This window comes from Novosphingobium sp. KN65.2, from assembly GCF_001368935.1.
In the GTDB taxonomy this organism is placed as follows: Bacteria; Pseudomonadota; Alphaproteobacteria; order Sphingomonadales; family Sphingomonadaceae; genus Novosphingobium; species Novosphingobium mathurense.
Genome location: NZ_CCBH010000143.1, coordinates 142,275 through 164,679, shown reverse-complemented (window position 1 = coordinate 164,679; position 22,405 = coordinate 142,275). Strand labels below are relative to the sequence as shown.

25 protein-coding genes and 1 pseudogene are annotated in these 22,405 nt (G+C 60.5%); 15 read left to right on the top strand and 11 right to left on the bottom strand.

Going from position 1 to position 22,405, the window contains the following annotated elements:
* Positions 1-33: 33 nt before the first annotated feature.
* Positions 34-696, top strand: a complete 663-nt coding sequence (locus SPHV1_RS24935) for a hypothetical protein (RefSeq protein WP_156367295.1) — start codon at positions 34-36, stop codon at positions 694-696.
* On the opposite strand, the gene SPHV1_RS26135 is transcribed toward SPHV1_RS24935, so the two are convergent.
* Complete coding sequence (locus SPHV1_RS26135; RefSeq protein WP_197277689.1) at positions 613-1,101, bottom strand: biosynthetic peptidoglycan transglycosylase; 489 nt, start codon at positions 1,099-1,101, stop codon at positions 613-615. The two genes, SPHV1_RS24935 and SPHV1_RS26135, sit on opposite strands and share 84 nt — an antisense overlap.
* A 374-nt stretch (positions 1,102-1,475) precedes the next feature.
* On the opposite strand from SPHV1_RS26135, the gene SPHV1_RS09145 reads away from it, so the two are divergent.
* Positions 1,476-1,778 carry a lysozyme inhibitor LprI family protein gene (locus SPHV1_RS09145; RefSeq protein ID WP_197277688.1) on the top strand — a complete coding sequence of 101 codons (303 nt, stop codon included), beginning with the start codon at positions 1,476-1,478 and terminating at the stop codon, positions 1,776-1,778.
* A 1,070-nt stretch (positions 1,779-2,848) separates the two neighbouring features.
* Here SPHV1_RS09145 and SPHV1_RS09140 read toward each other — a convergent pair.
* Positions 2,849-3,866: pseudogene (locus tag SPHV1_RS09140) on the bottom strand (IS110 family transposase); the annotation flags it as partial.
* 903 nt (positions 3,867-4,769) lie between these two features.
* Between SPHV1_RS09140 and SPHV1_RS09135 the strand changes: the two are divergent.
* From SPHV1_RS09135 to SPHV1_RS24375, 6 genes are all read left to right on the top strand, one after another.
* A complete protein-coding gene (locus tag SPHV1_RS09135) occupies positions 4,770-5,378 on the top strand; it encodes a hypothetical protein (RefSeq protein ID WP_054945716.1) in 609 nt (202 codons plus the stop codon).
* Entirely contained in the window at positions 5,365-5,859 is a 495-nt protein-coding gene (locus SPHV1_RS09130; RefSeq protein ID WP_197277687.1) for a sigma factor-like helix-turn-helix DNA-binding protein, read from the top strand. Before SPHV1_RS09135 ends, SPHV1_RS09130 begins: the two co-directional genes overlap by 14 nt.
* Before the next feature lie 100 nt (positions 5,860-5,959).
* Positions 5,960-6,181 carry a hypothetical protein gene (locus tag SPHV1_RS09125; protein WP_054945714.1) on the top strand — a complete coding sequence of 74 codons (222 nt, stop codon included), beginning with the start codon at positions 5,960-5,962 and terminating at the stop codon, positions 6,179-6,181.
* A 21-nt stretch (positions 6,182-6,202) separates the two neighbouring features.
* The gene (locus tag SPHV1_RS09120; RefSeq protein ID WP_082430918.1) at positions 6,203-7,924 is read left to right on the top strand and encodes a recombinase family protein; all 1,722 of its coding nucleotides are present in this window, start codon (positions 6,203-6,205) and stop codon (positions 7,922-7,924) included.
* A gap of 1,016 nt (positions 7,925-8,940) precedes the next feature.
* On the top strand, positions 8,941-9,231 hold the full coding sequence (locus tag SPHV1_RS24380) for a hypothetical protein (protein ID WP_082430926.1): 291 nt from the start codon (positions 8,941-8,943) through the stop codon (positions 9,229-9,231).
* Complete coding sequence (locus tag SPHV1_RS24375) at positions 9,228-9,695, top strand: PIN domain-containing protein (protein WP_082430917.1); 468 nt, start codon at positions 9,228-9,230, stop codon at positions 9,693-9,695. The genes SPHV1_RS24380 and SPHV1_RS24375 overlap by 4 nt, the downstream gene beginning before the upstream one ends.
* 90 nt (positions 9,696-9,785) lie before the next feature.
* Here the strand turns inward: SPHV1_RS24375 and SPHV1_RS09115 are convergent, their stop codons facing one another.
* Both SPHV1_RS09115 and SPHV1_RS09110 read right to left on the bottom strand, forming a co-directional pair.
* Complete coding sequence (locus SPHV1_RS09115) at positions 9,786-10,826, bottom strand: phage portal protein (protein ID WP_197277686.1); 1,041 nt, start codon at positions 10,824-10,826, stop codon at positions 9,786-9,788.
* Position 10,827: 1 nt separating this feature from the next.
* The gene (locus tag SPHV1_RS09110) at positions 10,828-12,645 is read right to left on the bottom strand and encodes a terminase large subunit domain-containing protein (RefSeq protein ID WP_054945735.1); all 1,818 of its coding nucleotides are present in this window, start codon (positions 12,643-12,645) and stop codon (positions 10,828-10,830) included.
* A gap of 237 nt (positions 12,646-12,882) precedes the next feature.
* Between SPHV1_RS09110 and SPHV1_RS09105 the strand changes: the two genes are divergently transcribed.
* The 7 genes from SPHV1_RS09105 to SPHV1_RS09075 all read left to right on the top strand — a co-directional run bounded on the left by SPHV1_RS09105 (position 12,883) and on the right by SPHV1_RS09075 (position 17,742).
* Positions 12,883-13,761 carry a GPO family capsid scaffolding protein gene (locus SPHV1_RS09105; protein WP_082430915.1) on the top strand — a complete coding sequence of 293 codons (879 nt, stop codon included), beginning with the start codon at positions 12,883-12,885 and terminating at the stop codon, positions 13,759-13,761.
* Between the two features lie 54 nt (positions 13,762-13,815).
* Entirely contained in the window at positions 13,816-14,844 is a 1,029-nt protein-coding gene (locus SPHV1_RS09100) for a phage major capsid protein, P2 family (protein ID WP_054945712.1), read from the top strand.
* A 172-nt stretch (positions 14,845-15,016) separates the two neighbouring features.
* Positions 15,017-15,745: a phage terminase small subunit gene (gene gpM, locus SPHV1_RS09095; protein WP_054945711.1), complete on the top strand. Its 729-nt coding sequence runs from the start codon at positions 15,017-15,019 to the stop codon at positions 15,743-15,745.
* Positions 15,746-15,841: 96 nt separating this feature from the next.
* Positions 15,842-16,315, top strand: coding sequence for a head completion/stabilization protein (locus SPHV1_RS09090; protein ID WP_197277685.1), 474 nt, complete (start codon positions 15,842-15,844; stop codon positions 16,313-16,315).
* Positions 16,316-16,547: 232 nt separating this feature from the next.
* Positions 16,548-16,766: a tail protein X gene (locus SPHV1_RS09085; RefSeq protein WP_054945709.1), complete on the top strand. Its 219-nt coding sequence runs from the start codon at positions 16,548-16,550 to the stop codon at positions 16,764-16,766.
* A gap of 4 nt (positions 16,767-16,770) precedes the next feature.
* Positions 16,771-17,262, top strand: a complete 492-nt coding sequence (locus SPHV1_RS09080; RefSeq protein WP_054945708.1) for a phage tail protein — start codon at positions 16,771-16,773, stop codon at positions 17,260-17,262.
* Between the two features lie 6 nt (positions 17,263-17,268).
* Positions 17,269-17,742, top strand: coding sequence for a phage virion morphogenesis protein (locus SPHV1_RS09075; RefSeq protein WP_054945707.1), 474 nt, complete (start codon positions 17,269-17,271; stop codon positions 17,740-17,742).
* A gap of 98 nt (positions 17,743-17,840) precedes the next feature.
* Here the strand turns inward: SPHV1_RS09075 and SPHV1_RS24930 are convergent, their stop codons facing one another.
* The 7 genes from SPHV1_RS24930 to SPHV1_RS09045 form a co-directional block, all read right to left on the bottom strand.
* Positions 17,841-18,695, bottom strand: a complete 855-nt coding sequence (locus SPHV1_RS24930) for a hypothetical protein (protein ID WP_156367294.1) — start codon at positions 18,693-18,695, stop codon at positions 17,841-17,843.
* Positions 18,696-19,096: 401 nt separating this feature from the next.
* The gene (locus SPHV1_RS09065) at positions 19,097-19,495 is read right to left on the bottom strand and encodes a hypothetical protein (RefSeq protein WP_054945705.1); all 399 of its coding nucleotides are present in this window, start codon (positions 19,493-19,495) and stop codon (positions 19,097-19,099) included.
* The gene (locus SPHV1_RS09060; RefSeq protein ID WP_054945704.1) at positions 19,495-19,944 is read right to left on the bottom strand and encodes a D-Ala-D-Ala carboxypeptidase family metallohydrolase; all 450 of its coding nucleotides are present in this window, start codon (positions 19,942-19,944) and stop codon (positions 19,495-19,497) included. Before SPHV1_RS09060 ends, SPHV1_RS09065 begins: the two co-directional genes overlap by 1 nt.
* A 4-nt stretch (positions 19,945-19,948) precedes the next feature.
* Complete coding sequence (locus SPHV1_RS24925; RefSeq protein ID WP_156367293.1) at positions 19,949-20,110, bottom strand: hypothetical protein; 162 nt, start codon at positions 20,108-20,110, stop codon at positions 19,949-19,951.
* Entirely contained in the window at positions 20,107-20,466 is a 360-nt protein-coding gene (locus SPHV1_RS09055; protein WP_054945703.1) for a hypothetical protein, read from the bottom strand. Before SPHV1_RS09055 ends, SPHV1_RS24925 begins: the two co-directional genes overlap by 4 nt.
* Before the next feature lie 11 nt (positions 20,467-20,477).
* Positions 20,478-20,804, bottom strand: coding sequence for a hypothetical protein (locus tag SPHV1_RS09050; protein ID WP_054945702.1), 327 nt, complete (start codon positions 20,802-20,804; stop codon positions 20,478-20,480).
* Positions 20,805-20,818: 14 nt separating this feature from the next.
* Positions 20,819-22,405: a hypothetical protein gene (locus SPHV1_RS09045; protein ID WP_054945701.1), complete on the bottom strand. Its 1,587-nt coding sequence runs from the start codon at positions 22,403-22,405 to the stop codon at positions 20,819-20,821.

Below are 22,405 nucleotides of genomic sequence, written 5' to 3'. Positions count from 1 at the left end.
GGTGAATAAGGCGGGCTAGGAGGTAGGTATTTGATGGCAGCAATTGTGCCCGTCCTTGTAGGCGCTTTGGTGACAGCCATTGCTGGCAATTTCCTGGTTCAAAGATGGCAGATGCGCAACTGGCGCGAACAGCAGCGTCAGCTAGGTTACAAGGCTGAATTGGATGACCTCAGGAAGCTAATTGAGGAGATTTCTACCAAGTACGCCGATCGTCACAATGCGATGCGTAATGTGATTAGTTCCCTTGCCCCTAACTCTCATCTTGTTCTTGAGGAGGCCCTCGATGCCTATAGGGGGCAAGTTGTAATCTGGAACGGCGCCCTCAATTCATTTTATGTTCGGCTCCGAATTTCGATAGATTATGCAAGTGCTATTCGTCTTGAACACGATGTGCACGAACCATTTGCACTTGCGGGCAGAAAAATTGAGGCTGTGGTTCGCGCCAAGCGTCAGGGTGAAGAAATATCGTGGCGAGACTTGTCAGAGGCGAAGGAGCTCCTGAATAAGCTCCAAGGGACATCCTACGGTTTTTTAAGAGATTTAACTACTGATTACTCAGATCGACGTTCTGAAATATTTGAAGGAAGAAAAATATTTTACCGCGACGGTGTTCTAACTGAATATTCTACCTTCGATCTTATTAAAGCGATTTTCGCACTTCCAATAGACAAATTCTATATAATTAGAACGTCGTAGATGCTTCTTTTCCCATTCCGCGCTAGGGGTTCTTGGTTTTGGAAATACCAGCATCGCCGCCACCTGTGCGGCTTCATGCACTTCAAGCTCGCTACTACGTTTGCCAAACATTTCCATTGAGGCTTCTTCACATCCTTTTATTCCGGTCCCAAAATAAGCGATACTAAGATAAGATCTGAGGATTTCCAATTTAGAATATCTAAATTGAATCATATATGAGAGAAGAATTTCATAAGACTTTCGATATATATTTCTATTTCTGTATCCGGTTGCAGTGCGGACCAACTGCATATCAATTGTACTGGCGCCTCCGTGCTTTCGGAATGTCATGGCTTTAAATGCTTCACGAATTAGCCTGCGCCAATCGATGCCTACATGGTCAAAGAAACGCCGATCCTCAAGCACGAGAACGAGACGCTCAAACTGACTTAGTCGCTGAGGATATTGGGCATGGTGAGGCAGGATCGCCCAATGAATCTTTAGAAGATCGCTATGGAGCCGAATTAATGCTCGGCGAAGCGACGGCAGTCTAATTCTGGGTCCCTTCACTGATCCACCTTGTCATTCAACTTATGTGACGACTGCCCTGGAAGGAGATTGCGTAAGCCTTGCAAACCTGAAGCCAATCCTTCTGTTCGACCGGATGATTTTTACGCATTAATCGGCATTTCCTACAAGATGGCCGAGATGATAACGGTGGATTGGTCCTTCGTGATTGAAAAATCATGCGGGCCAAAAATCTTGGAATTCTCGGGAAGGTGAATCCTATGGCAGAGCCAATGACCAATTACGAAATGAAGGTGGCTCAGGGCGAGCAATTGGCCGTTGCCGAGACGCAGCTCCAGTCCGTCCTTACTGATCTTGAATCCGAACTTTCGTCACTGGAGATCGAAGCCTTGCGGCAAGTTCAATCACAATGGCGCGCTTACCGAGATGGTTTGCGCAATTTTGCCATGCGGCGATATGATGGGGGGACGAATGCATCACTTGCAGGCATTGCGGCTGCACTACAAGAAACGAGACGCCGGACGAACGAATTGCTTCAGGAAATATCAGATCGAACAATCGAGCGCAGGCCATAAAATCCTTCTTACATCCCATCCGAGGCGTCTTTGGTCCGTCAGGCTGTAGTCTGACGGACCAAATCAGCATCCGTTGCCGCATGAGCCCGCCTCAAGATCCCAGCGTCGTCAACTGGTCTTGCCTTCATGGTCGCCACCAAACTGAATCTTGGATGTCGAGTAGAACTCACGTTGCAAAGCATTGGCACGCCATCATCCGATTTTCTACCGGACTTGACCTCACCACGCTCAGTAAGGGACGGGGATGATATGTCTGTTGAGCCAAGCGAACCCAGCGAAGATGACATCATCCTGACACCCGAACTCTATCGCGTTGGGCGGCGGGACTACCACAAGTTAGTTGGTCATGTCGTTTCGCGATCGGTTGAAATTGGCGGCGCCCCGAGCGAGAACGGCCGGAGCTACTGGTGGACGAATCAGAGACCGCTGCGAACACCGGAACATGGCCTTGGACATGACAGAAAATGGGGCAAAAAAATGTGGCCATACGGATTTTCAGCGCAAGAAGGCCGCAATTAGGAAAGGCGTATGGCCGCACTAATCCGTGGCCATACGCGCAAAGCCAGCAAAACCAACCACTACGCGAGGCCCGGCTGGCCGCGCTTTTATCTCGCGCTCTTATTTGGGGTCGAGTTTCTGCCAGTCTTCGCCATCGTCGTTTCTCCTCCATAGCATGTAATCGTGCCCTATTCGACGCCAGCGTGCGAAGTAATGCGAAGCAGAAAAGGTCCGGTACGCCGCGCACTCTTCCGCGCTCATCGACGGCAGGTTGATGCTGCTCACGGGCAGCATGGCGGCCGTCGCGGCGCATGTCGCTATCGGATTGACGGGGCAACGTCACAGGCAATTCAGCGTGGTCCGGTCCGTTCTTTCGAACGGCCAGCCACACGCGAGATATCGTGCTTCCCGTTTTCCTGGACTGTACCATTCCATGTGCCGCTTTCGCGGACCTCCGTGTGCTGGTCGGCCGTCAATTGGCCGGTAAGAGAAAGGGGGCGGTCATGAGTTCGCGAGGCTCAGGCGCTGCACCTTGGCGGCGTTCCAGGCGGCGACATCCTGCGCCGAAGCATCGGGATCGCCGGTGTAGAAGGTTCCGTCGCGCCACATCGCGTGCATCACCACGGCCAGCTTGCGCGCCACCGCGACGCGCGCCTTGGCGTGGCACTTGGTCTTGGCCAGGCGCAGCCCCCATGCCTTGATCGTGTCATTGCCCTTGAAGCGGGTGAGCATGGCGGACGCCGCTTCGTAGAGCGCGCGGCGAACATCGGCGTCGCCCGCCTTGCTGATGCGCCCCTTCACGTCGATCGAGGTGCCCGACTGCCATCGCTTCGAGGTCAGGCCGAAGTAGGCAGCGACATCGCGCGAACGGCGGAAGCGCGTGGGATCGTCGATCGCGCTTCTGAAGCTGAGCGCGGCGATCGGGCCGATGCCCGGGATTTCCATGAAGCGGCGGCACAACTCGTCGCGCATCGCGATCTGGGTGACCAGCTTGTGCAGTGTCAGGTATTCCGCCCACAGCGCCGCCCGCGCACGCAGCATGCAATCCATCAGGCCTGCGGTCATCACGTCGTCGGCGACTGCTTCGCGCACGGCCTTCTCCATGCCGCCCCGGCTGACCTTGCCGAGGCGGATGCCGAACACGTTCAGGGAGTGCCGGATCGCGTTTTCAAGGTCGAGGAACTTGCGCTTCAGGTTGCGCCGCTGGACCAGCAGCAAGCGCAGCCGGTAGCAGTTCTCCGACTTGATGTGCGCCTCGCGGAACCAGCCCGTGCGCATGATATGGGCGATCCCGAGCGCATCGGCGGCGTCGGTCTTGTTGCGCTGGGCCGACAGCGCCGCGCGCACATGTCGCGTTTCCAGGCACACCGCAGGAACGCCCAGTGCGCGCAGGCCAGGGTGCAGCCAGGGCGACAGCGATCCCGCTTCATGGCCGACGCGGCGCAACCGCTCGGCGTAGCGCTCAAGCGCATTGGCGATCGCGGCGGGATCGGTTTCCACAGCGGTTTCCAGCACCACCTTGCCGTCGTCACCGACGACGCAGATGGCGGTTTCCTCGATCGAGACGTCCAGGCCGGCAAAGTATTCCATCACACGACTCCTGCGCTTGCGTTTGATGGAAGCGAGGGTCGCGCCGGACGCCGGTTCGCCGCAAGACAGGGGATTTGCGCCATCAGAAGGGACCGCTGATGCGGGCCGCAAGTGCTCGCCAAATACAGCGGCAATATCCCCGCTACCCCTTTCCGGCCACCGAAACACCCCCCTCAAAGCTCGCACCACCTCAGCCGCGAAACACACGCCGCCAAAGCGCAGCTGACTTGTAGCCGTGCTGCAATGCGGTTGCTGGAATGTTGCGGCGGTGGCACAGGCCGATGTCATGGATGACCGGACGAAAGAGATCATCGCGGCAACCGTTGCGCGCATGCCCGAGTGGATCAGGCACGATCTGGTTGCGAAGGATGCGCGCGGAGGAAACTTTGGCTGCAATGATTGCGAGCGCGCTGGAACCTGATGCGGAAGCCGAAGGCTGATCAGCGCGCTTTGCTTTCCAGCAGGGTAGGCGTTCGGTGCAGACGGAGTGAACGCGCGGCCAAGTTCCTCGACCTGCTCGCCCAGCCACTCCAGTTCTTCCTTCGTGATGCGGTGGTGCTGCAAGTAGCCTGATCTTGGCACGATGCGACCCCGCATTGCCCCAATCCAGTCAATAACTTGGCGCGAGGACTCCGGTCTGCTAATCTCTGCGGTGCGCCTGCGCAAACGGCAGCGCCGGGACTGGTAATCCCGAACGGTTGAAATCGCCTTCGAAAACAGATCGTTTTCGGGGTGTCGTCGCATATGTCCAGGCCCTCGGGCTAAAAGCGGCGGCGGGTGTACAACCGTTCACCTTACCAGCCCCGGGGCTCCCGCCCGCTCAGCGTGCGGGAGTTCGGGACCGTCTCCGCATCCGTCTCGCCTTCCGCGTCACCGCCTCAATGCGGAAACGGAAAGGTGCATATGGACCACATTGCCCCCAATCCCTCGCGCCGCGCGATCCTCGGCGCCTTGACCACCATCCCAACAGCGGCGCTCGCCATGCCCGCCGTGCTGCCGGGAAAGTCCGCGCTGGCAGCGCTCTGGAAAGTCTATGGCGACGAACCTGTTGCGCTACTGCGCACCCGCGAAGGCCGAAGTCTCAGCCGCGAACGCTATCATCGAGCGCGGGAGTTCTTGCCCCGGTTCTGGGGGGAGAGGCCCGGCAACTGGCCTGACTTCCTCTACCACGCCGGCATTACCGCCCAACTGGCTCTGTCTTCTCATCTTCTCGATGTCGGGTTTCCCGATCGCTGGTGCGCTCGCCACATCGGCCTGCAAGTCGCAAGGTCACTGACCTATGCCAACGCCACCGGCTTCGGGCACGAATGCCCCGACATGGCCCGGCTCGCCTTGGTGCTCACTCCTTACTGCAAGTGGAACCGCATCAGCCTGCTTGATGGGATGCCGCATGACGATGGCTTCACGCCGGAAGCCGTCACGGCGGTGCTGGATAACTTGCTTGTGCAGGTCGGGCAGGTCACGGGCCATGCCCTGCCGCGCGGCCGGACAGCGCGCCGTGTGCGCGGATAGGGCGCGCCTGCTGACAGCCTATGAAGCCGCTGTCCTGGCCCTGACGCCGCTGCCCCGCGCCGTGTTCCTGATGTGCCGGATCGACGGACTGACATATCCGCAGATCGCCGGGCGTCTGGCGATCCATGAAACGGTGGTTCCCTGCGCTCTGGCCCATGCGCTGAGTACGATCACGTGGTGCATGGAGGGCATGCGCCCCAACCGGCGCATGCCCTCCATGGTCATCGCGGCGGAAACCGAACTGTTCCGCCGCTACCAGATGCACTGCGTCCGGACGATCAGGGCGCTTGGACCGCTGCGGCGAGAACCACGCGGCGGTTCGAATGGGTATGGTCTGCATCAAAGGGTATGGCGCTGGCTCTGCGGGTGGTGGGGCCGATGGTCCCGTCGCAGGCCACGGCCCGCGCCTCCATCATTCGACGAATGGCTGAGGTCAGGAATGGGCCATTCATCCTGCGCGCAGATGGCCCAATGCCCGTGATCGAACGCCATGACCTGTCTTTCTGCGCCAGCGCGCGGTGCAAACTCTGGCGAAAACAAAGGCCGTTCTGCTCAGCGCTTCGTTCTGCGACTCTCGGCGCATGGCCCATCCACGCAAACAACGAGAGCCCAGCGTCTCCGAGCAGCTTGAAGCGCTGCTGGGTCATCCGTGGCCGACCGGGAGGCCGCCCAAGCATGACCTCTCGGCATGGTCCGTTACCGACGACTGGCCTGATCCAGTACCCGTCACCGACAGCGAAGTCGCCGCGTTCGAACGCTGGTTCGGCGACGTGTTCGATGACCTGTTCGGTCCCGACCCCTAATCCGATTACAAGGAACCTGCCATGACCATACCGCCCACAACCACCGGAGGGCGGGCAGCCCTGTACCTGCGCGTCTCGACCGCGCGGCAGGCCGAACACGATGTCTCCATTCCCGATCAGAAGCGGCAAGGCGAGGCCTATTGCGCTTCGCGCGGCTTCAAGCTGGTGGAGACCTATGTCGAACCCGGCGCTTCCGCCACCAACGACCGCCGCCCCGAGTTCCAGCGGATGATCGAGGCAGGCACCAGTAATCCCGCACCCTTCGATGTGGTCGTGGTCCATTCCTTCTCCCGCTTCTTCCGCGATCACTTCGAACTGGAGTTCTACGTCAGGAAGCTAGCCAAGAACGGGGTCAAGCTGCTCTCGATCACCCAGGAGATGGGTGATGATCCCATGCACGTCATGATGCGCCAGATCATGGCGCTGTTCGACGAGTACCAGTCCAAGGAAAACGCCAAGCACGTCATGCGCGCGCTTAAGGAGAATGCCCGTCAGGGCTTCTGGAACGGCTCGCTTCCCCCCATCGGCTACCGCGTGGTTGCCGCCGAGCAGCGCGGAGCCAAGACCAAGAAGAAGCTGGAAATCGATCCGCTGCACGCCGACACCGTGCGGCTGATCTACCGCCTTGCACTGGAAGGCGACGGCACCACCGGCCAGATGGGCGTCAAGAACATCGTCTCCTACCTCAATGTGCGGCGCATCTTCACCCGCGACGGCGGGCGCTGGGGCATCGGTCAGGTCCACCGCATCCTGACGCGCCGCACCTACATGGGCGAACATGAGTTCAACAAGCGGACCAAGACCAAGGAACTGAAGCCCGTCAGTGAAGTGGTCACCGTGCCGGTGCCGCCGATCATCGACACGGAAACCTTCGATGCCGTCCAGAAGCTCTTGAAGGCGCGCAACCCCAAGGTGATGCCCGCCCGTGTCGTCAGCGGGCCGACCATGCTTACCGGTCTCATTCACTGCGCCAAGTGCGGCGGGGCCATGACCATTCGCACCGGCAAGGGTGGACGCTATCGCTACTACGCCTGTTCGATGAAGGCGCGGCAGGGGCCGACTGCCTGTTCGGGCATGGCGGTGCCGATGGAAAAGCTCGACGACCTCGTTGCCGATCATCTGGAAAAGCGGCTGCTCCAGCCCGAACGCCTCGAAACCATTCTCGCGCATGTGCTCGACCGGCGTCAGGAGCAGAGCCAGCGCAAGCGCGACCACATCGCCGAACTGAGCAAGCGTGCTGTCGAATCGGACCTGCGGCTCAAGCGGCTATACGATGCCATCGAGGCGGGGATTGCTGATCTTGATGACCCGGCGCTCAAGGACCGCATCGACGGTCTCAAGGCCATCCGCGATTCCGCCAAAGCCGATGCCGAACGCGCGCAGGCCATGCTCGACAGTTCAGGGGCGAAAGCGATCACCCCGCAGATGGTGCGCACCTTCGCCAAGGCCGCACGGCAGCGCATTCGCATGGAAGGCGGCGGCTACCGCCGCGACCACTTGCGCGCGCTCGCACAGCGCGTCGAGGTCGCCGAAGGAGAAGTGCGGATAATTGGATCGAAGTCCCGGCTTCTCCAGACATTGCTGGGAAAACCGGGCGTAGGAGCAGTGCCCACTCAAGGACTGAACTGGCGGAGCGGGAGACCGTCGATTAGCCACCCTAACGTACTGATTCTAATAGTGGCAATGAGACCGAAGACGGTCACATGCCATAATTCATACCATATCCTGCAGCGCCTTCGGTAATCTGGCCTTCGCATTGGAAGGCTTGTGTGCGCGCATATTTAGCTCAGAGTTCATGGGGGGTGTCAGGGATCGCCTCACCTTCATTACATTGGCGGATTTCTGCGGGTTTGCGGCATTACTTTTCACCTTACCTATCCATTACCATGTAATCTCAATCTCTCATCACATTGAAGTGTCTAGAAAAGGCGGAATTCTGCCGTTTCTAAAAAAGGTAATGCCAGAGGTAATGAGAGGTAATGTTCGGCACATTACATTTTTAACATGCAAAATCAGTGAGTTATGATCGAATTTCGCGTGATGTAATGAAGGTAATGCGATCCCCGACACCCCCTGCTCCCTTAGGACTTGCAGCCCTAACGCTGCCACATATCCCGATCGCCGGTTCGTTCGCCAATTCGCGTCAGACGCCCACTTGGTTCGAATCCTGACATGTCCGCCATTTTTGGGGACTTCGGCATGCGTTTAGATCGCCGGGTCTGCGTAATTTCCATGCAGAGAGCGAGCAGGCGAGGCGTGGGGGCAAGCGCGGCGCGCGGGGGCTAGGTGGGGCAATCGGGAGATACGTGGATGCAAAAGGGGCCGGAGATCGCTCCCAGCCCCTCCGGACGGCCCCGCAGACCGGTCACCCCGCGATGGTCACCTCGCCCAAAGCCTGAGCCTTGCTGCTGCACCCTAACAAGCACCGAGCGGGCAATGCGTGACGCTTATCGATTAGCCGATCCAGTCCAGCGCCCAGCCATTCTCGGTTCCGCCATCGCACCGCCTCGCGCCAAAGACATCGACTAAGCAAGATTTCCATGCGGTGTTTGCCGCCTAGAAGAATGATCACAGCCTGGTCCACGGACAGGGGATAAGGATCCCTCGGCATCGAACCTTCACGCCTCATAAGATTGGGGCGAAAGGAATCGTCACAGCAAAGGGACAGGTAATCGAAGATCTTGGGGGAGAAGAGACCTTGTGCATCCGAGCATATGTGAGCAATGAAGCTTCTTCAACGCATGAGCTGGAGGTTGCGCATGGATGTTAAAGAAGCGATCTCAATCGCAAAGAGTTATATCGCTGATGTATTCGCAGACGAAGGCGTTTTTAACATTGGCTTGGAAGAAGTCGAATTCAACGGCCCAAAATGGGAAGTGACAATAGGTTTCTCCAGAAAATGGGACAAACCTCCGCGCAATCCATTTTCTTCTCTAGCGTCGGTCGAACAACCTGATTTACGCGCAATCAACCGCACTTACAAAATAGTTGAGGTAGATGACGAAACTAAAGAAGTCTTAGGAGTTCGGAACCGTGTAGGTCTAGTGTGAGCAGGATACTGATCGACGCCAACCTCTTATGCCTAATTGTTGCGGGGTTTAGCGCTCCAAAGGCCATTGGTCGGCATAAAAGGCTTAAAGCATATGGTGTCGAAGATTTTGAACGCGTTAGGGAGCTAATCACACCTTTCGACAAGGTCATCACTTGCCCTCATATTCTGACGGAAACGTCAAATCTGCTCGCAAATACCAACGACGTGGAAAAGCGCGATCTGTTGGAAGGGCTAAAGGTCCTGCTCCAAAATATGGAAGAGGTGAGGCCTCCATCTCTGTTGGCTTGCGATCATCAGGCCTATCATCGGCTCGGCCTAACCGACGCGGTATTGTTATCCATGGAACTGTCAGGAGCACCGCTATTAACAGCCGATCTAGATCTTATGCTAGCAGCCTCAAAAGAAGGGCGAAAAGCAATCAACTACAATTGGTATCGCGATGCTGGCAATCAAATCTATTAGATTCATTAAATCGATTCACAGTCACGTTACCCCAATCCTCATGGATTATTGGCGCGCCCCGGTCCCCCGCTAATCGACGGGGCAATTTCATCAACCGGCAGGCAGCTGCATCGCGATGGCCGGCCGTTCGAACTTCACCGCCTCCACGCCCAGCCAGTCGTTGACCTCGAGCATGCGCTGCTGGATCGGAATGATCTCCATCTCGTAGAAGACGGCCGCGGCGTCGGTGACGTTGCCGAAGCCGCCGGTGTTCTTCGGCACGATGCCGAGCAACTGAGGCGGCACGCGGTGCGCGGCGAGCAGATCCTGCGCGGTCACGTCCTTGATATTGAGGAACTCGTCCTTCGCGCCCACCTCGGCGATCGGGATCACCTTGACCCCGTTTTCCTTGCCCTTGGGGATATGCAGGTAGAGGTTGCGGAAGTTGCCCGGCCCCTTGGCATCGCGCATCGCCTTGCGGATCATGTCGCTGTCGGCGTTCTCCAGCATTTCCTCGGAGATATAGAGGATGAAGCCCGCATGGCTGCCGTTGAGGTAGTAGCGGCGGCGAAACAGGGTCGCGCTCTCGTTGAGCAGGCCCGACTGCAGCGCCGAGAGGTACTCGGGCATGCCGTAGATCTCCTGCATCGGATCCGGCTCGAGCAGCTGATGCACGCGCCCCGCCGCGAACTCCTTCGCATCGGACAACGACCAGGTCCTCGGCGCCCAGAAGTACTGCCCAGACTTGAGCCCCTTGCGCATGTAGGCGGCGGGCAGCGGCGTGATCGCCAGCGCCTTGCCGCCGATGCTGTCGAGCCGCTCGAGATAGGCATTGCCCATGATCAGCCAGTCAAGCGCCCAGCGCGCAAAGTCCGACCGGCTGAAAATCTTGCCCGGCACGAAGCTCGCCGCCAGCAGGTTGCGCTTGAACAGGATCGCGCTCTGGTGATGCGGCGCCATGCGGTAGGCCCGGCCGAGCCCGGCCAGCGAGATCGGCGGTTCGTACCACTTGCCGTTGTGCGCCACCTCGAACAGGTCGAAGATCTCGCGCCGGTCGATCACGCTTTCCGGATCGCCGAAGGTGAAGGCCTGCGCCGAGGGGACGGCCCCGCTGTCGTTCGCCGCCATCGGCAGCGTCGTCTGCTCGGTCATTTCAGGAAATCTCCACGGTAGAGCCCCCGCCGACAGGTTCGGTGATGTCGAGCGGTTCGAAGAAAAGGGCGTGCATGATCGCCCAGGCCAGATCGGCATGGCCAACGCCCCCGGCGCGGCTCGCCACGTATGTCACTTGCGTGCCGCCCTTGGTGATCTCGGGCCGGATCGCCATGAAGGCCTGCATCACGTCCAGCCATCCGGCGTCGAACTCCAGGCGGCCGGTGCTGATGACGTTCTTCGCCTTCAGCACCATGCTCGTCTTGGTCTGGACCGAGTAGGTGATCGCCTGCGCCATCGGGAACCACTTGGACACGAGCTGGTGGACGGCCTTGCCGGCGCCAGTCGTATCGATGCCGATGCGCGTGACATTGTACTTGGCGGCCATTTCCTTGATCGCGTCAGCCTGCCCCTGAAAGTCCCTGCCCTTCAGGCGCTTCTTCTCCAGCACGCGGAACTTGCCGCCGGGCCTGGTCGGCGCGGCGACGGCGACCAGCGCGGCATCGTCGCCCGTCCCGCTCTCGCTGGCGTTGGGATCGTAGCCGATCCACACCTCGCCCGCGTAGGGCCGCAGGGCATAGGGCTGGTAGTCCTTCCACACGTCCCAGCTGTCGACCATGCAGCGGCGCATGATCTGGAACGGGAACATGGACTGGCTGTCGTCCAGGAAGATGCAGCGGAACAGGTTGTCGAATTCATCGAGCGCGTACTCGAGCTGCAGCTCCTCCACGTCGACCAGGTCAAAGCCCCCGGCGATCGCGTCGAAGACGGTGACGATCTGGCGCCAGATCCCGTCCGTGCCCAGCGCGCCGCCCTTCAGCGCGTCATGCCCGACGTCGATCTTGATCCGGTCGGCCTTGGCGCGGCGGCGGTTGAACCGGTCGCCCGTCCACATCGGATAGGCCTCGTGCGCCAGCGTCGAGGGTGTCGAGAACAGCGTGCGCGTGTACTGCTTCTGGGTCGCCATCGCGCTGGCGACCTTGAACAGCTCCTCGAAGCCGTAGATCCAGAAGCACTCGTCGATGATGACGTCGCCGTGATAGCCCTGCGCCGTGCGGTAATTGGTGCCGAGGAAGTACAGCTCCACCGGCTCGAGGACTTCGCCCTCCTCGCCTTCGCCGCGCTGGATCACGATGGGATCGCCCTTCAGCGTGATCCCGCAGACCTTCTGCACCCACTGGACGATGTAGTTGCGGAAGATGTTCGCCTGGGCGCGGCTTGCCGAAATGAAGATCTGGTTCTTGCCGGCCTCAAGCGCGACCAGCAGGCGCTCGCGGGCAAAGTACCAGGTCGCGCCGATCTGGCGTGACTTCAGGATCATGCGCGTGCGCAGGCTGGTCGTGTTCAGCCAGACCGACTGATGCCCAAACAGCGAGCTGCGCATGTCCTCGCGTAGCTTGTCGGCCATCTCGGGCGTGATCAGGTTCTTGGTCTTCTCCTTCTTGGCGTTGGTCGCCTTGGCCCCGTTCGCCCGATCGGGATTGAGGTCAGCCTCGTTGCCGCCGTCGACGTACTTCGCGACCCGCGCGAGCCGCTCGAACTGGCGGCCAAGCAGGTCGATCTCCTTGAAGTCGCCGCCGGTTTTCCTGTCCTTGGCCAGAAGCTGCAGGTAGCGCTCGAGAGTACCCTCCTCGGCGCGCATGATCGCGGGGGCATCGTCCCACTTGTGCCGGGTCTTCCAACTCGAAACGGTCGAATAAGGCAGGTCCAGCTCTTCGGAGATCTGGCTTACCGTCCAGCCCCGCCAATAGAGCGATCGCGCTTTCGTGCGCTGCGCGACGATCGCGGGTACGCGCGCCTCATCGCCGCCGCCATCCATGCCGGCGCCGTCCTGGTCCTCGGTTTCGATCTCGGCCGCCAGCGTCATGACCGCCACGCTATGGGCGATCTGCCGCCCCGGCTAAGGGGCTGCGGTTGTAAGCCCCGCCCTTCACAACGCGCCCGCGTTGCGAAGAAGCCTGCATGCCTGTCCTTTGGCGTTCATCAAGTCGGTGCGTTCCCGCCAGGCGCAAGATCCGACCCGCAAGACGACAGACCCAAGGACCGGAGCTTACCAATGGCGAAGACGCGATTTTTCCGAGTGGCCCTCGAAGGCGCCACCACCGATGGGCGCCAGATCGAGCGCCAGTGGCTGACCGACGCCGCCGAGACGTACAACCCGGAAACCTACACGGCCCGGGTCAACATGGAGCACATCCGGGGCTTCAGTCCGGAAGCGCCCTTCAACGGTTACGGCAGCATCGTCGCGCTGAAGACCGAGGAAGTCACGGTCAAGCTTGGCGGCAAGGACGTGAAGCGCCTCGCCCTGTTCGCCCAGATCGACGCGAACGACCAGCTCGTCGCGATCAACCGCAAGGGCCAGAAGCTGTTCTCCTCGATCGAGATCGCGCCCGAATTCGCGGGCACCGGCAAGGCCTACCTCGTCGGCCTCGCCGTCACCGACAGCCCGGCCTCGCTCGGCACCGAAATGCTGCAGTTCGCGGCCAAGCAGGGCGACAATTCCCCGCTCGCCCACCGCAAGCAGGACAAGGCCAACCTCTTCACCGCCGCCGAGGAAGTCTCGATCGAGATCGAGGAAGCGAAATCGGTCGATCCCGACCCCACCGGCATCTTCGCCTCGATCAAGGGCATGCTCGACAAGATGACCGGCCAGAGCGGCGGCCAGCAGGCCCAGCAACACGCGCAGGAACAGCAGCAGGAAGAACCGAACGCACCGCAGGCGGACGGCAACGCCCTTGCCGCCTTCGGCGTCATGATCGGCCAGCTTTCCACCGCCGTGCAGGCATCGACCAGGGAAACCCGCGAACAGGTCACCAAGCTCACTGCCGACCTCGCCGCGCTGACCACCAAGGTCGAGGCAGCCCCGGCCGGCACCTTCACCCAACGCGAACTGGCGCTTGGCGGCGGCGAGAACGCCGTTCGCACCGACTGCTGATCCACCCTCCCATCGCCCGCGCATCCCAGCCCTCCCACATTTGAGGACCTACCCATGAAGAACAGCACCAGGGCCAAGTATCTCGGCTTCGTGTCGCAGATCGCGATGCTCAACAGCGTCGATCCGGCGATTGCGTCGAGCGCCAAGTTCACCGTCGATCCCTCGGTCCAGCAGAAGCTCGAAGAGCGCATGCAGGATACGAGCGAATTCCTGTCCAAGATCAACGTCGTGCCCGTCGACGAAATGTCGGGCGCCCTGCTCGGCCTCGGCGTTTCGGGCACCATCGCAGGCCGCGCCGACACCGCCAATGCCGAAGAGCGCAAGGGCATCGACCCCACTGCGCTCGACAGCCGCGAGTACACCTGCAAGCAGACCAACTTCGACGTCGCGCTCAGCTACGCCAAGCTGGACATGTGGGCGAAGTTCCCGAACTTCGAGACCATGTGGCGCGACGTGGTCCTCAAGCGCCAGGCCCTCGATCGCATCCTGATCGGCTTCAACGGCACCAGCGCTGCCGCTTCGACCAACCGGGCGACCAATCCGCTGCTGCAGGACGTCAACATTGGCTGGCTGCAGAAGATGCGCAGCGAAAACGCCGCGCGCGTCATGACCGAAGTGGTCGCTACCTCGGGCAAGGTCACCTACGGCGCTGGCGGCGATTACGAGACACTCGACGCGCTGGTCTGGGATGCCAAGGAATCGATGCTCGCCGAATGGGCGAAGAACGATACCGAGCTGGTCGTGATCGTCTCCGGCGATCTGCTGCACGACAAGTACTTCCCGATGATCAACAAGACGGAAGTACCGACCGAGCAGATCGCCCGTGACATCATCACGTCGACCAAGCGCCTCGGCGGCCTGCCCGCGATGCGCGTGCCGGGCTTCCCGAACGGCACGGTCTTCATCACCCGGCTCGATAACCTCTCGATCTACTACCAGGACGGCAAGCGCCGCCGCCTGCTGCTCGACGAGCCCAAGCTGGACCGCGTGACCGACTACAACTCGTCGAACGAGGCCTACGTGATCGAGGATCTCGAATACGCCTGCCTCGTCGAGAACATCGAGGAATACGTCGCCCCCTAACTGATACCCGAGAGGCTTTGACCGGGTGACCCGCCGGGACCGGCATCATCTGCGAGCCAAGAGAAAAAAGGCGGTTGGTCCCATGGCCGCCTTCCCTTCCCCCTCCCAAGGCGCCTGTGACGGGCCTGAAAAATGGGAGGGGGCAAGGTTCCCAACCTGAAGGAGCCCCGCCATGGTTTCACCCGCCCGAGCCAACTTCCAGCGCAAGCTCGCTGCCATGACCGCAGGCCGTCCCGCACAGGGCGCCCGCGCTATGCCAACCGATGGCCCGGTCGCCAGTGAGTACCAGCTGCTCCTCGCCGCCCTCGGCCAGGACCTGAACACGCTCAGCAACACCCAGTCGACCGAGCGCAAGATCGAGGCCAAGTGCGATATGATCGCGAACTACCGGCCATGGGTCGAAGGCGCGGCCGATGCCGGTGCCGGCGCGCAGGACGAAATCGTCTCGACCATGCTGGTCTGGGCGATCGACGTGCAGGACTGGCCGCTCACGCTCAAGCTCGCGCACTACGTCCTCGGCGCGGGCATCGAACTTCCCGAACGCTACAAGCGCACGCCTGCCACCCTCGTCGCTGAGGAAGTGGCCGAGATCGGCGTGAAGTCGCCCGGCACCGTCCCGCTCCATGTGCTGCAGGACGTCTCCCAGCTGGTGGTGGAAGCCGACATCTTCGACCAGGTGCGCGCCAAGCTGGAAAAGGCCCTCGGTCTCGATTTCAAGGCCAAGGCCGAGGCGTTCGAACCCGGCGCCGAGAATGCCGTGGCCGGCGGCAAGCCCGCCCTGCTCTCAGCCGCACTGACGCACTTCGAGCGCGCCCTCGCATTGCATGACAAGTGCGGCGTCAAGAAACTGATCGAAGGCATCGAGCGCGAGCTGAAGCAGCTTGCCGACGCTGCCGGATAACGAGCTGCGCCACCCGCGCCGGGGGGCGGAAAAGGACTGGAGGCATCTGCTGCAAGGTCCGTTTCCCCACCCCCCACTTGAATGAAGGAACCGACGATGTCGTTCATCGCCCTGCCGCCCGATCCCGCCTCGCCTGACGGGTCCACCGTGGAAGGCGATGGCTGGTACCCGGCGATCGACCGCAACAAGATGCGTGATGCCCTTCGCATCAGCACGATCGTCACCGACACGCGCCTGGTCGCGGCTATTATGGGCGGGCAGCTGACGATCGAGCGCGAACTGGTCAACTGGCGCGCGGCGCGCGAGGACGAAGGTGCAGCCGCCATGACCGAGGTGGAGCCGACCCGCACGGTCGGTGGCGAGCATCGCCTGTCCGTTCTCTACACCCGCGCCGTGCGCTTCGCCGCCGCTGCCGAACTGGCAGAGTTGCACCGCGACCTGACTGCGACCGAGGACGGCCAGGCACGCGCCGATACCGAGGCTACGACTGCGCAGGAGTATCACCGCCTCGCCACCAATGCCGTGCGCGATATCCTCGGCACCGGCCGCGTGGCCGTGGAGCTGATCTGATGAAGCTCTGCCGGGACTGTAATCATCGTTGGGGCCAAAACGGATGCTCGGCGGTTCGAGGCGTATCGATTGATGTCGTTACCGGCAGGATAAGGGCGAATTGGCCCGTAAACGCAACGGCAGAGCGCAGCGGACATCGAACGCTTCTCACGCGGCGATTGAAGTGTGGACCGGACGGGATGTTCTTTGAGCCGATCCCCAAACCAAAAGGTCCCGCTCCGATGGTGACGCGATGACCCGCACTGCCACCGCACAACAAGGCGACACGCTCGACGCGATCTGCTGGCGCGAACTGGGCACGACCGAAGGCAACGTGGTCGAAGACGCGCTCGCGCTGAATGAAGGCCTCGCCGCCGCCGGCACCGTCCTGGCCGAAGGCACCGTCGTCACCCTGCCGGATCCGCCATCGGCTGCCGCCGCGACACTCGAAACCGTGAACCTGTGGGACTGAGCCGATGAAGAAGCCCGCTTCCCTGCGCGCCGCGATCGCCGCCCTACTGCCCGACATAGCACGCGATCCGGACAAGCTTGCCATGTGGGTGGAGCGTGGCCGGGTGCGCGCACCGCAGACCGTCCAGCGCGGCTTCGCCTGGGAATATGAACTCACCCTCGTTGCCGAGGACTACACGCACGATCCGGCGGTAATCTTCTTCCTCGTTGTCGAATGGCTGCGCGACAACCAGCCTGATCTGCTGGCAGCCAACACCGATGGCTTCGCGTTCGAGGTCGACGTGATCGACGACAAGACGTTCGACGTGAAGATCACGCTGCCCCTGCGCGAAATTGTGACGGCGCAGCAGCTCGCCGAAGGCTGGCAGCTGGAAGTGCTGGCCGAACCCGTGCCCCACTTCCCAGACGCCGTCCCGCTGCGGGGCAATCAAGGTCCGATCACCTCGATCTGGGTCCAGTCCGACGAAGGCACCTTCCAGGTCGCCCCCGACGAGTAAACCGCCATGGCCGAAACCTTCGCCGAGATGGAGTCCTACTTCGCCGCCTATCTCAACCGGCTGAGTCTTGCCCAGCGCCGCAAAGTGTATCGCAAGATCGGTATGGAACTGCGCAAGGCGAACGCCAAGCGCATCGCCGCCAACGTCCAGCCAGATGGTTCACCGATGCAGGCGCGAAAAGCGCGCCCTCGCATGAAGGACGCCAAAGGCAGGATCCGCCGATCGGGCAAGATGTTCCGAAAGCTGCGCCAGGCGAAGAACCTGAAGGTCCGCACGGCGGCCGAGGGCGTGTCGGTCGGCTACGAAGGCTCTGTCGCGCACACCGCCCGCATCCATCAATATGGTTTACGGGGTTTTGTGGGGCGTACTATCGACGACAGGATTGTGCGCGCCAAGTACCCGGCCCGTGTCTTGCTTGGCTTCGGTCCGGACGAGCTGGAACAGATCACCGACCTCGCGCTCGGCCTCCTTCATAAGTGATGGATGCTGGATAATATGGCAAGCACACGCACGCGCGATGAACTCCGATCCAACGCGGTGGAAAATACCATCACTCTTGTGAGGTGGATAGGTTGGACTCAACTTTCAATGGCATCAGTGATCCGCGCCATTTTAACTTCGATTAGGCGTGAAGCGCCATTCCCGCTGGGATAAAACTTTACCGATCTAAATTGATCTGAGACTCTCTCAATCTTATTAAATACAGTTCGGTAAGTTCCGTTCATATCGACCAAGATGGTGACATCACCTCTGGAAATGGCGTCTTCATAACCAGCGAACGATAATTCACGGAAGTGCGCATGGGCACCCGCTTTATCACTCGGATCGATTCTGACTGCTCCGCATTCCTCATTGGCATGAAAAAGGGTGCTGAAAATGACTTCCCCACTACGCAGAGTGGCCAACAACCTATATTCGACCTCAAAATCAAAAGCAGGCGTGTTCCCCACGTTTCTCCAGTCACAATTGATAATTGCGGAAAATGGAGGGTTACTAGCGGCACTCAATTCCAGTCTTATGCCATCATTGGCAAGGTAGGCTTTGGTCTGAGCTTCTCCCATCCGTCGGGAAATATTATTGGCCTGGTAAGTCAAACCGATGGCGGCAAATACACCAACAAGGCTCAAAGTGCCCACGACGCCACTAACCCATGCCCACGTCGCGCTTACGGATGCCGCATCGGCGGCTTTCCATTGAGCGCACAAATCGGAATACCTGCGATCATCGCCAGGCTCGCATGGCTCTGTCTGCCTGTCGGGGCTGTGCGATCGTTCAGCTTCTTGGCGATACGTGGCCGCGATACTTTCAAGCCTGTCGGCTATTTCAGCCTGAGCCTCAGCCTGTTTACGTTCACTGGCAAGATTGGGGTGATCTGCGCCAACTAGGATTAGTCCTGCAAGTGCACAGAAGAACAGCCGATAAACTCTAGACATTTTATTCGCAACACCGACGTAAGTTAGTCCCAGCCCATCTTTTTCATGATATTCTGATAGGAGTCCATCATGCCGACATGCGCCGGCGATCTTAATATGGCCGGCCTAGGTGACGGATCGGCTTTTCGGCTCGCCTTTGAGCATCCCGGCTACAGAAATCCCTATTTCATGATTCTCGAACGGACCCGGCTCAGGGGAGGTCGTGCAGGCGTGCGTACCGCTCAGAAGACGTTTCGCCGCATGAAAATTTTCCGCCGCGCTCGTTCATCCAGCGGCAGGAGCGCACGGCCGCATCGTGGACCCGGTCGCCCCATGCCTCGACTTCGATGTTGTAGGCTTCTCGCGCGATCTCATCGGTCGCGATCTCGGTGGTCGGGCGGGGCTTTGCCTGCTGAGACTGCTCAACGTCCGCCGCAGGCGGGAATTGCGGTCGTATCCTGCCCGTCGTGACGCAGCCGCTCACAAGCAAGGCGCACGCCAGCATCGTCGCTGTCCCCGGGAGCCGGGCGTTCCACTGCATCATGGTAGTCGTCCTCCTGGGCGCGCTGCGCCCGGTCATCCTTGAGCCGCTGATCGGCCGCACGGGCGTCGGCCTTGGCCTGTCCTTGGAGCGCCTCGAGGTCAGAGGCTGCGCGATCCTTCTTCACGGCATCCGCCCGGATCGCGCTGACAGCCAGCGTGAAAACGGCAACAACGAGCAGGCAGAGCGCGAAGCCCGCGATCCATGGAGCGGCCTTTGTGCCTGCGCTTCGGGAAAGCCCCAGGCCAACAAGGCAGCGAGCGATCCAAGCGAACAGCATCAGGCCGCGAGGCCCGGCAAATACTGCACCCGCCCACCGCGCCGAACGGCAGTCAGCTCCATGTTACGCTGGCGGTGCGCGTTGAAGCTGGCATGGATCCAGCCATTCTCGCCGAATTCATAGATGAGCTGATCGTAATCTAGATTGTGCCAGATCCACTTGAACACGATGATGTTTGACTGGCCAAGAACCCGAAAGTCCGCCGCCTCGCCATTACAGTGCTGGCTCGTCTTGGATCCGCCGATCGCAATGTTGAGCTGCGGGCAGCGGTAGCCGCTGCTCACGATCACCGGGCTGTTGAAGTGCGCCCGCACCGGTTCGAGGACATGGACGCACAGTGCCTTGAGGTTAGCCACGACTTCAGGCGACGGGCTATTGTCGATGCCGACGCGGGCAGCAGTTTGCGAGCGGACCATCTCCTCGAGCGTGAAGTGTTCTGACAGTTGCATCGGGTCAGTCCTTTCGGGTGGGCCGTCGCGTGTAGGCATGGGTGCGCAGCAGCGGGCAGTGCGGGTCGATCTCGCGGGCGCGGGCATGAAAGTGAAGCGCACGCCAATAACCAAATGCAGCGCCAGCGCAGGAAACCAAGACGATCAGGACGAATGGCCAGGTCATGCGGCACCGTCCTTGCCATCTTCCCTCAACCCGAGACGGCGACGGAAGACGGTCTGAAGGGCATCGAGGGCGAAAGCGAACCCCAGCGCACCCAGAACCATGGTGAAGATAACTACGCCCCAGTCAGGCCAACCCTTGAGCCTCCCGACTCCCACCGCGATGGTTGCAAACGCCGGCAGGGCCGAGAATTCAGAGAATATCAGCCAGCGCCGCTTGCGTTCCCACAGGCCCAGCGCGGCCGGGTCTGCCGGTGGTTCCGGCGCCACGCCATAGAGCAGCCAGCCCAAGCGGGCGCCCACCATGGCCATGCTAGCCAAAAGCGAGCAGATCCAGAGAACGACGTCTTCAAGTTTCATGGCAGCACCGATCAGATTTCATTGCCCGCGTCAGGCATCGAAAGAGCTTCCGCGAGAAGCTGCCTTGCATATTCTTCGGTGTCCGGAGCCGGGATACGCTCCCCCTCCTCATCCACCTGGTCTTCAGGCAGGAACTGCGGCAGCGCCACCATCTGGCCCTCAATCGACCAGAGCCGCTCGTCCATCTTCCGAGTGGGATGAAATTCATGCCGCCCTTCGTGCATCTGCGTCAGCAGCACGTTGAGCACGTCGACATCAGAGTGATCCGGGTCCGGCATGACGACTTTGTACATGCCGCCAACACGATATTCGTTCTCGCCCGTCTGTTCGATTTTCATGCTAAACCCCTTGCCTAGCCGTTTCGCGACTTGTTGAAGAAACTGATGGTTTTCGCGGCACCCAGCCTGTTCTCGAAATAGATCTTCCCATCGGACCCCACGAATACGTTCATCTTGTCTACGGGGCCGGTCGCGCCCGTGGGGATGCCTGTCTGGAAGCTGATTGCGGAGAGAACAGTCGTGCGCGGTGTGCACAGCGGCGACGCGTTTGCCCGATAGTTGAAGTCGCCAGACGCCTGCGCCGTCAGTTCGACCCAGACGTCCATGTTGCCCGTCGGGTTCGGGGGCGTGAAAGACCAAACCGTGTCATTCGCGAGCGTAACGGCCCCCGAGCAAGCCGACTTGACCAGCATTCGCGCTAGGCGATCAACGATGAAGGCAAATGTCAGATCAGTGTTCGACACATAGCCCGCGAACATATGGCCGGTACCGCCACCGTGTGCCTGATACTGCGCTACGGTGGGCTTGGCCGGTTGCCCGGTCCCGGTGCGCACGCTGTAGGCGAAAAAGACCGTACATTCCTCGCCCGCCTTCGCACCCGCCGCCTGGAACATCCCGGTGCATCCGGCATCTGCGTGGCCGCGCACGCCAAAGCTGTCGCCGTTAGTGTTGGAGTTCCCGCTGTTCTTGTAAGCGGTGCCGATAACACCAGTCAGTGAGCCATCGTGGTCACTTCCATCAATGCTTTCGGCGAAACCGTAAATCGCGCGATAATTGCCATCTCCTCCGTTCCCAGCGACACGTCCCTTCATCCCGCGAACAACATCGACGATCGAGCCTTGGTTGGAAACTAGATCGAAGGAATAGGCGCGCGCTTCGAGTTCAGCCGGCGACCCGGGAACGTGTTCAAGGTAGCCTTCGATATGGATCGCGTATTGGCGAGTGCTCGCCGTGGCGGCAATGTTGCCCATCTTGCGATAATCATGCACCCGCACAGTCCGGTTGGACTGGACCGAAGATTCTGGCAGGCTGACCGTGCCAGAGGTCAGGACTACCCCAGGCATACCCGCCGGAAGCACAATTGCCCCGTCGCGCCGCCAGCTTACCGCTTTCGAACCGACCGAAAGACTGTCCGCGACGAGATTGGAATAATCGCCATCCGGAACGACAACAGTCCCTCCGATCGAGGGAAGCTCATCGATCGCCGCCTGAAACGCCGCCAGTAGGTTCCCCGCCGTGTCGCCGCTCACCGCGCCCTTGTCACAAACAGAGAGCGATTCCTTCAACTTCGCTTCGACGGTCCTGCCAACGTATCCGATGCGGCCGGCGCCTTGCTCCGCTGCCAATGCCTCGCCGCTAAGGACAGTCCTGACGAAGTCCGATCCGGATGCTGTGCGCAGGTAGACCTCGACAATGCCCGGCGTGACGGTCGAAACGGCGAAACCCTGACCTTCCGCAGTCGCGGCTTCGCCCTCCGCCTGACTGGCAAAGGCGGTCAGAGCCGCGGCGGCCTCGGACAGGGCGACGTAAGGCCCCGCAAGCTTGTCGACGAAGGGCGCAGCTGCGGTGCGCCGGGTCACGCCACCCTTGACCACAGGCATGGTCTCGGTGCCGTCCACGTCCTCAGTCGCGAGGGGATCAAGATTCGTAATCTTTGCCAT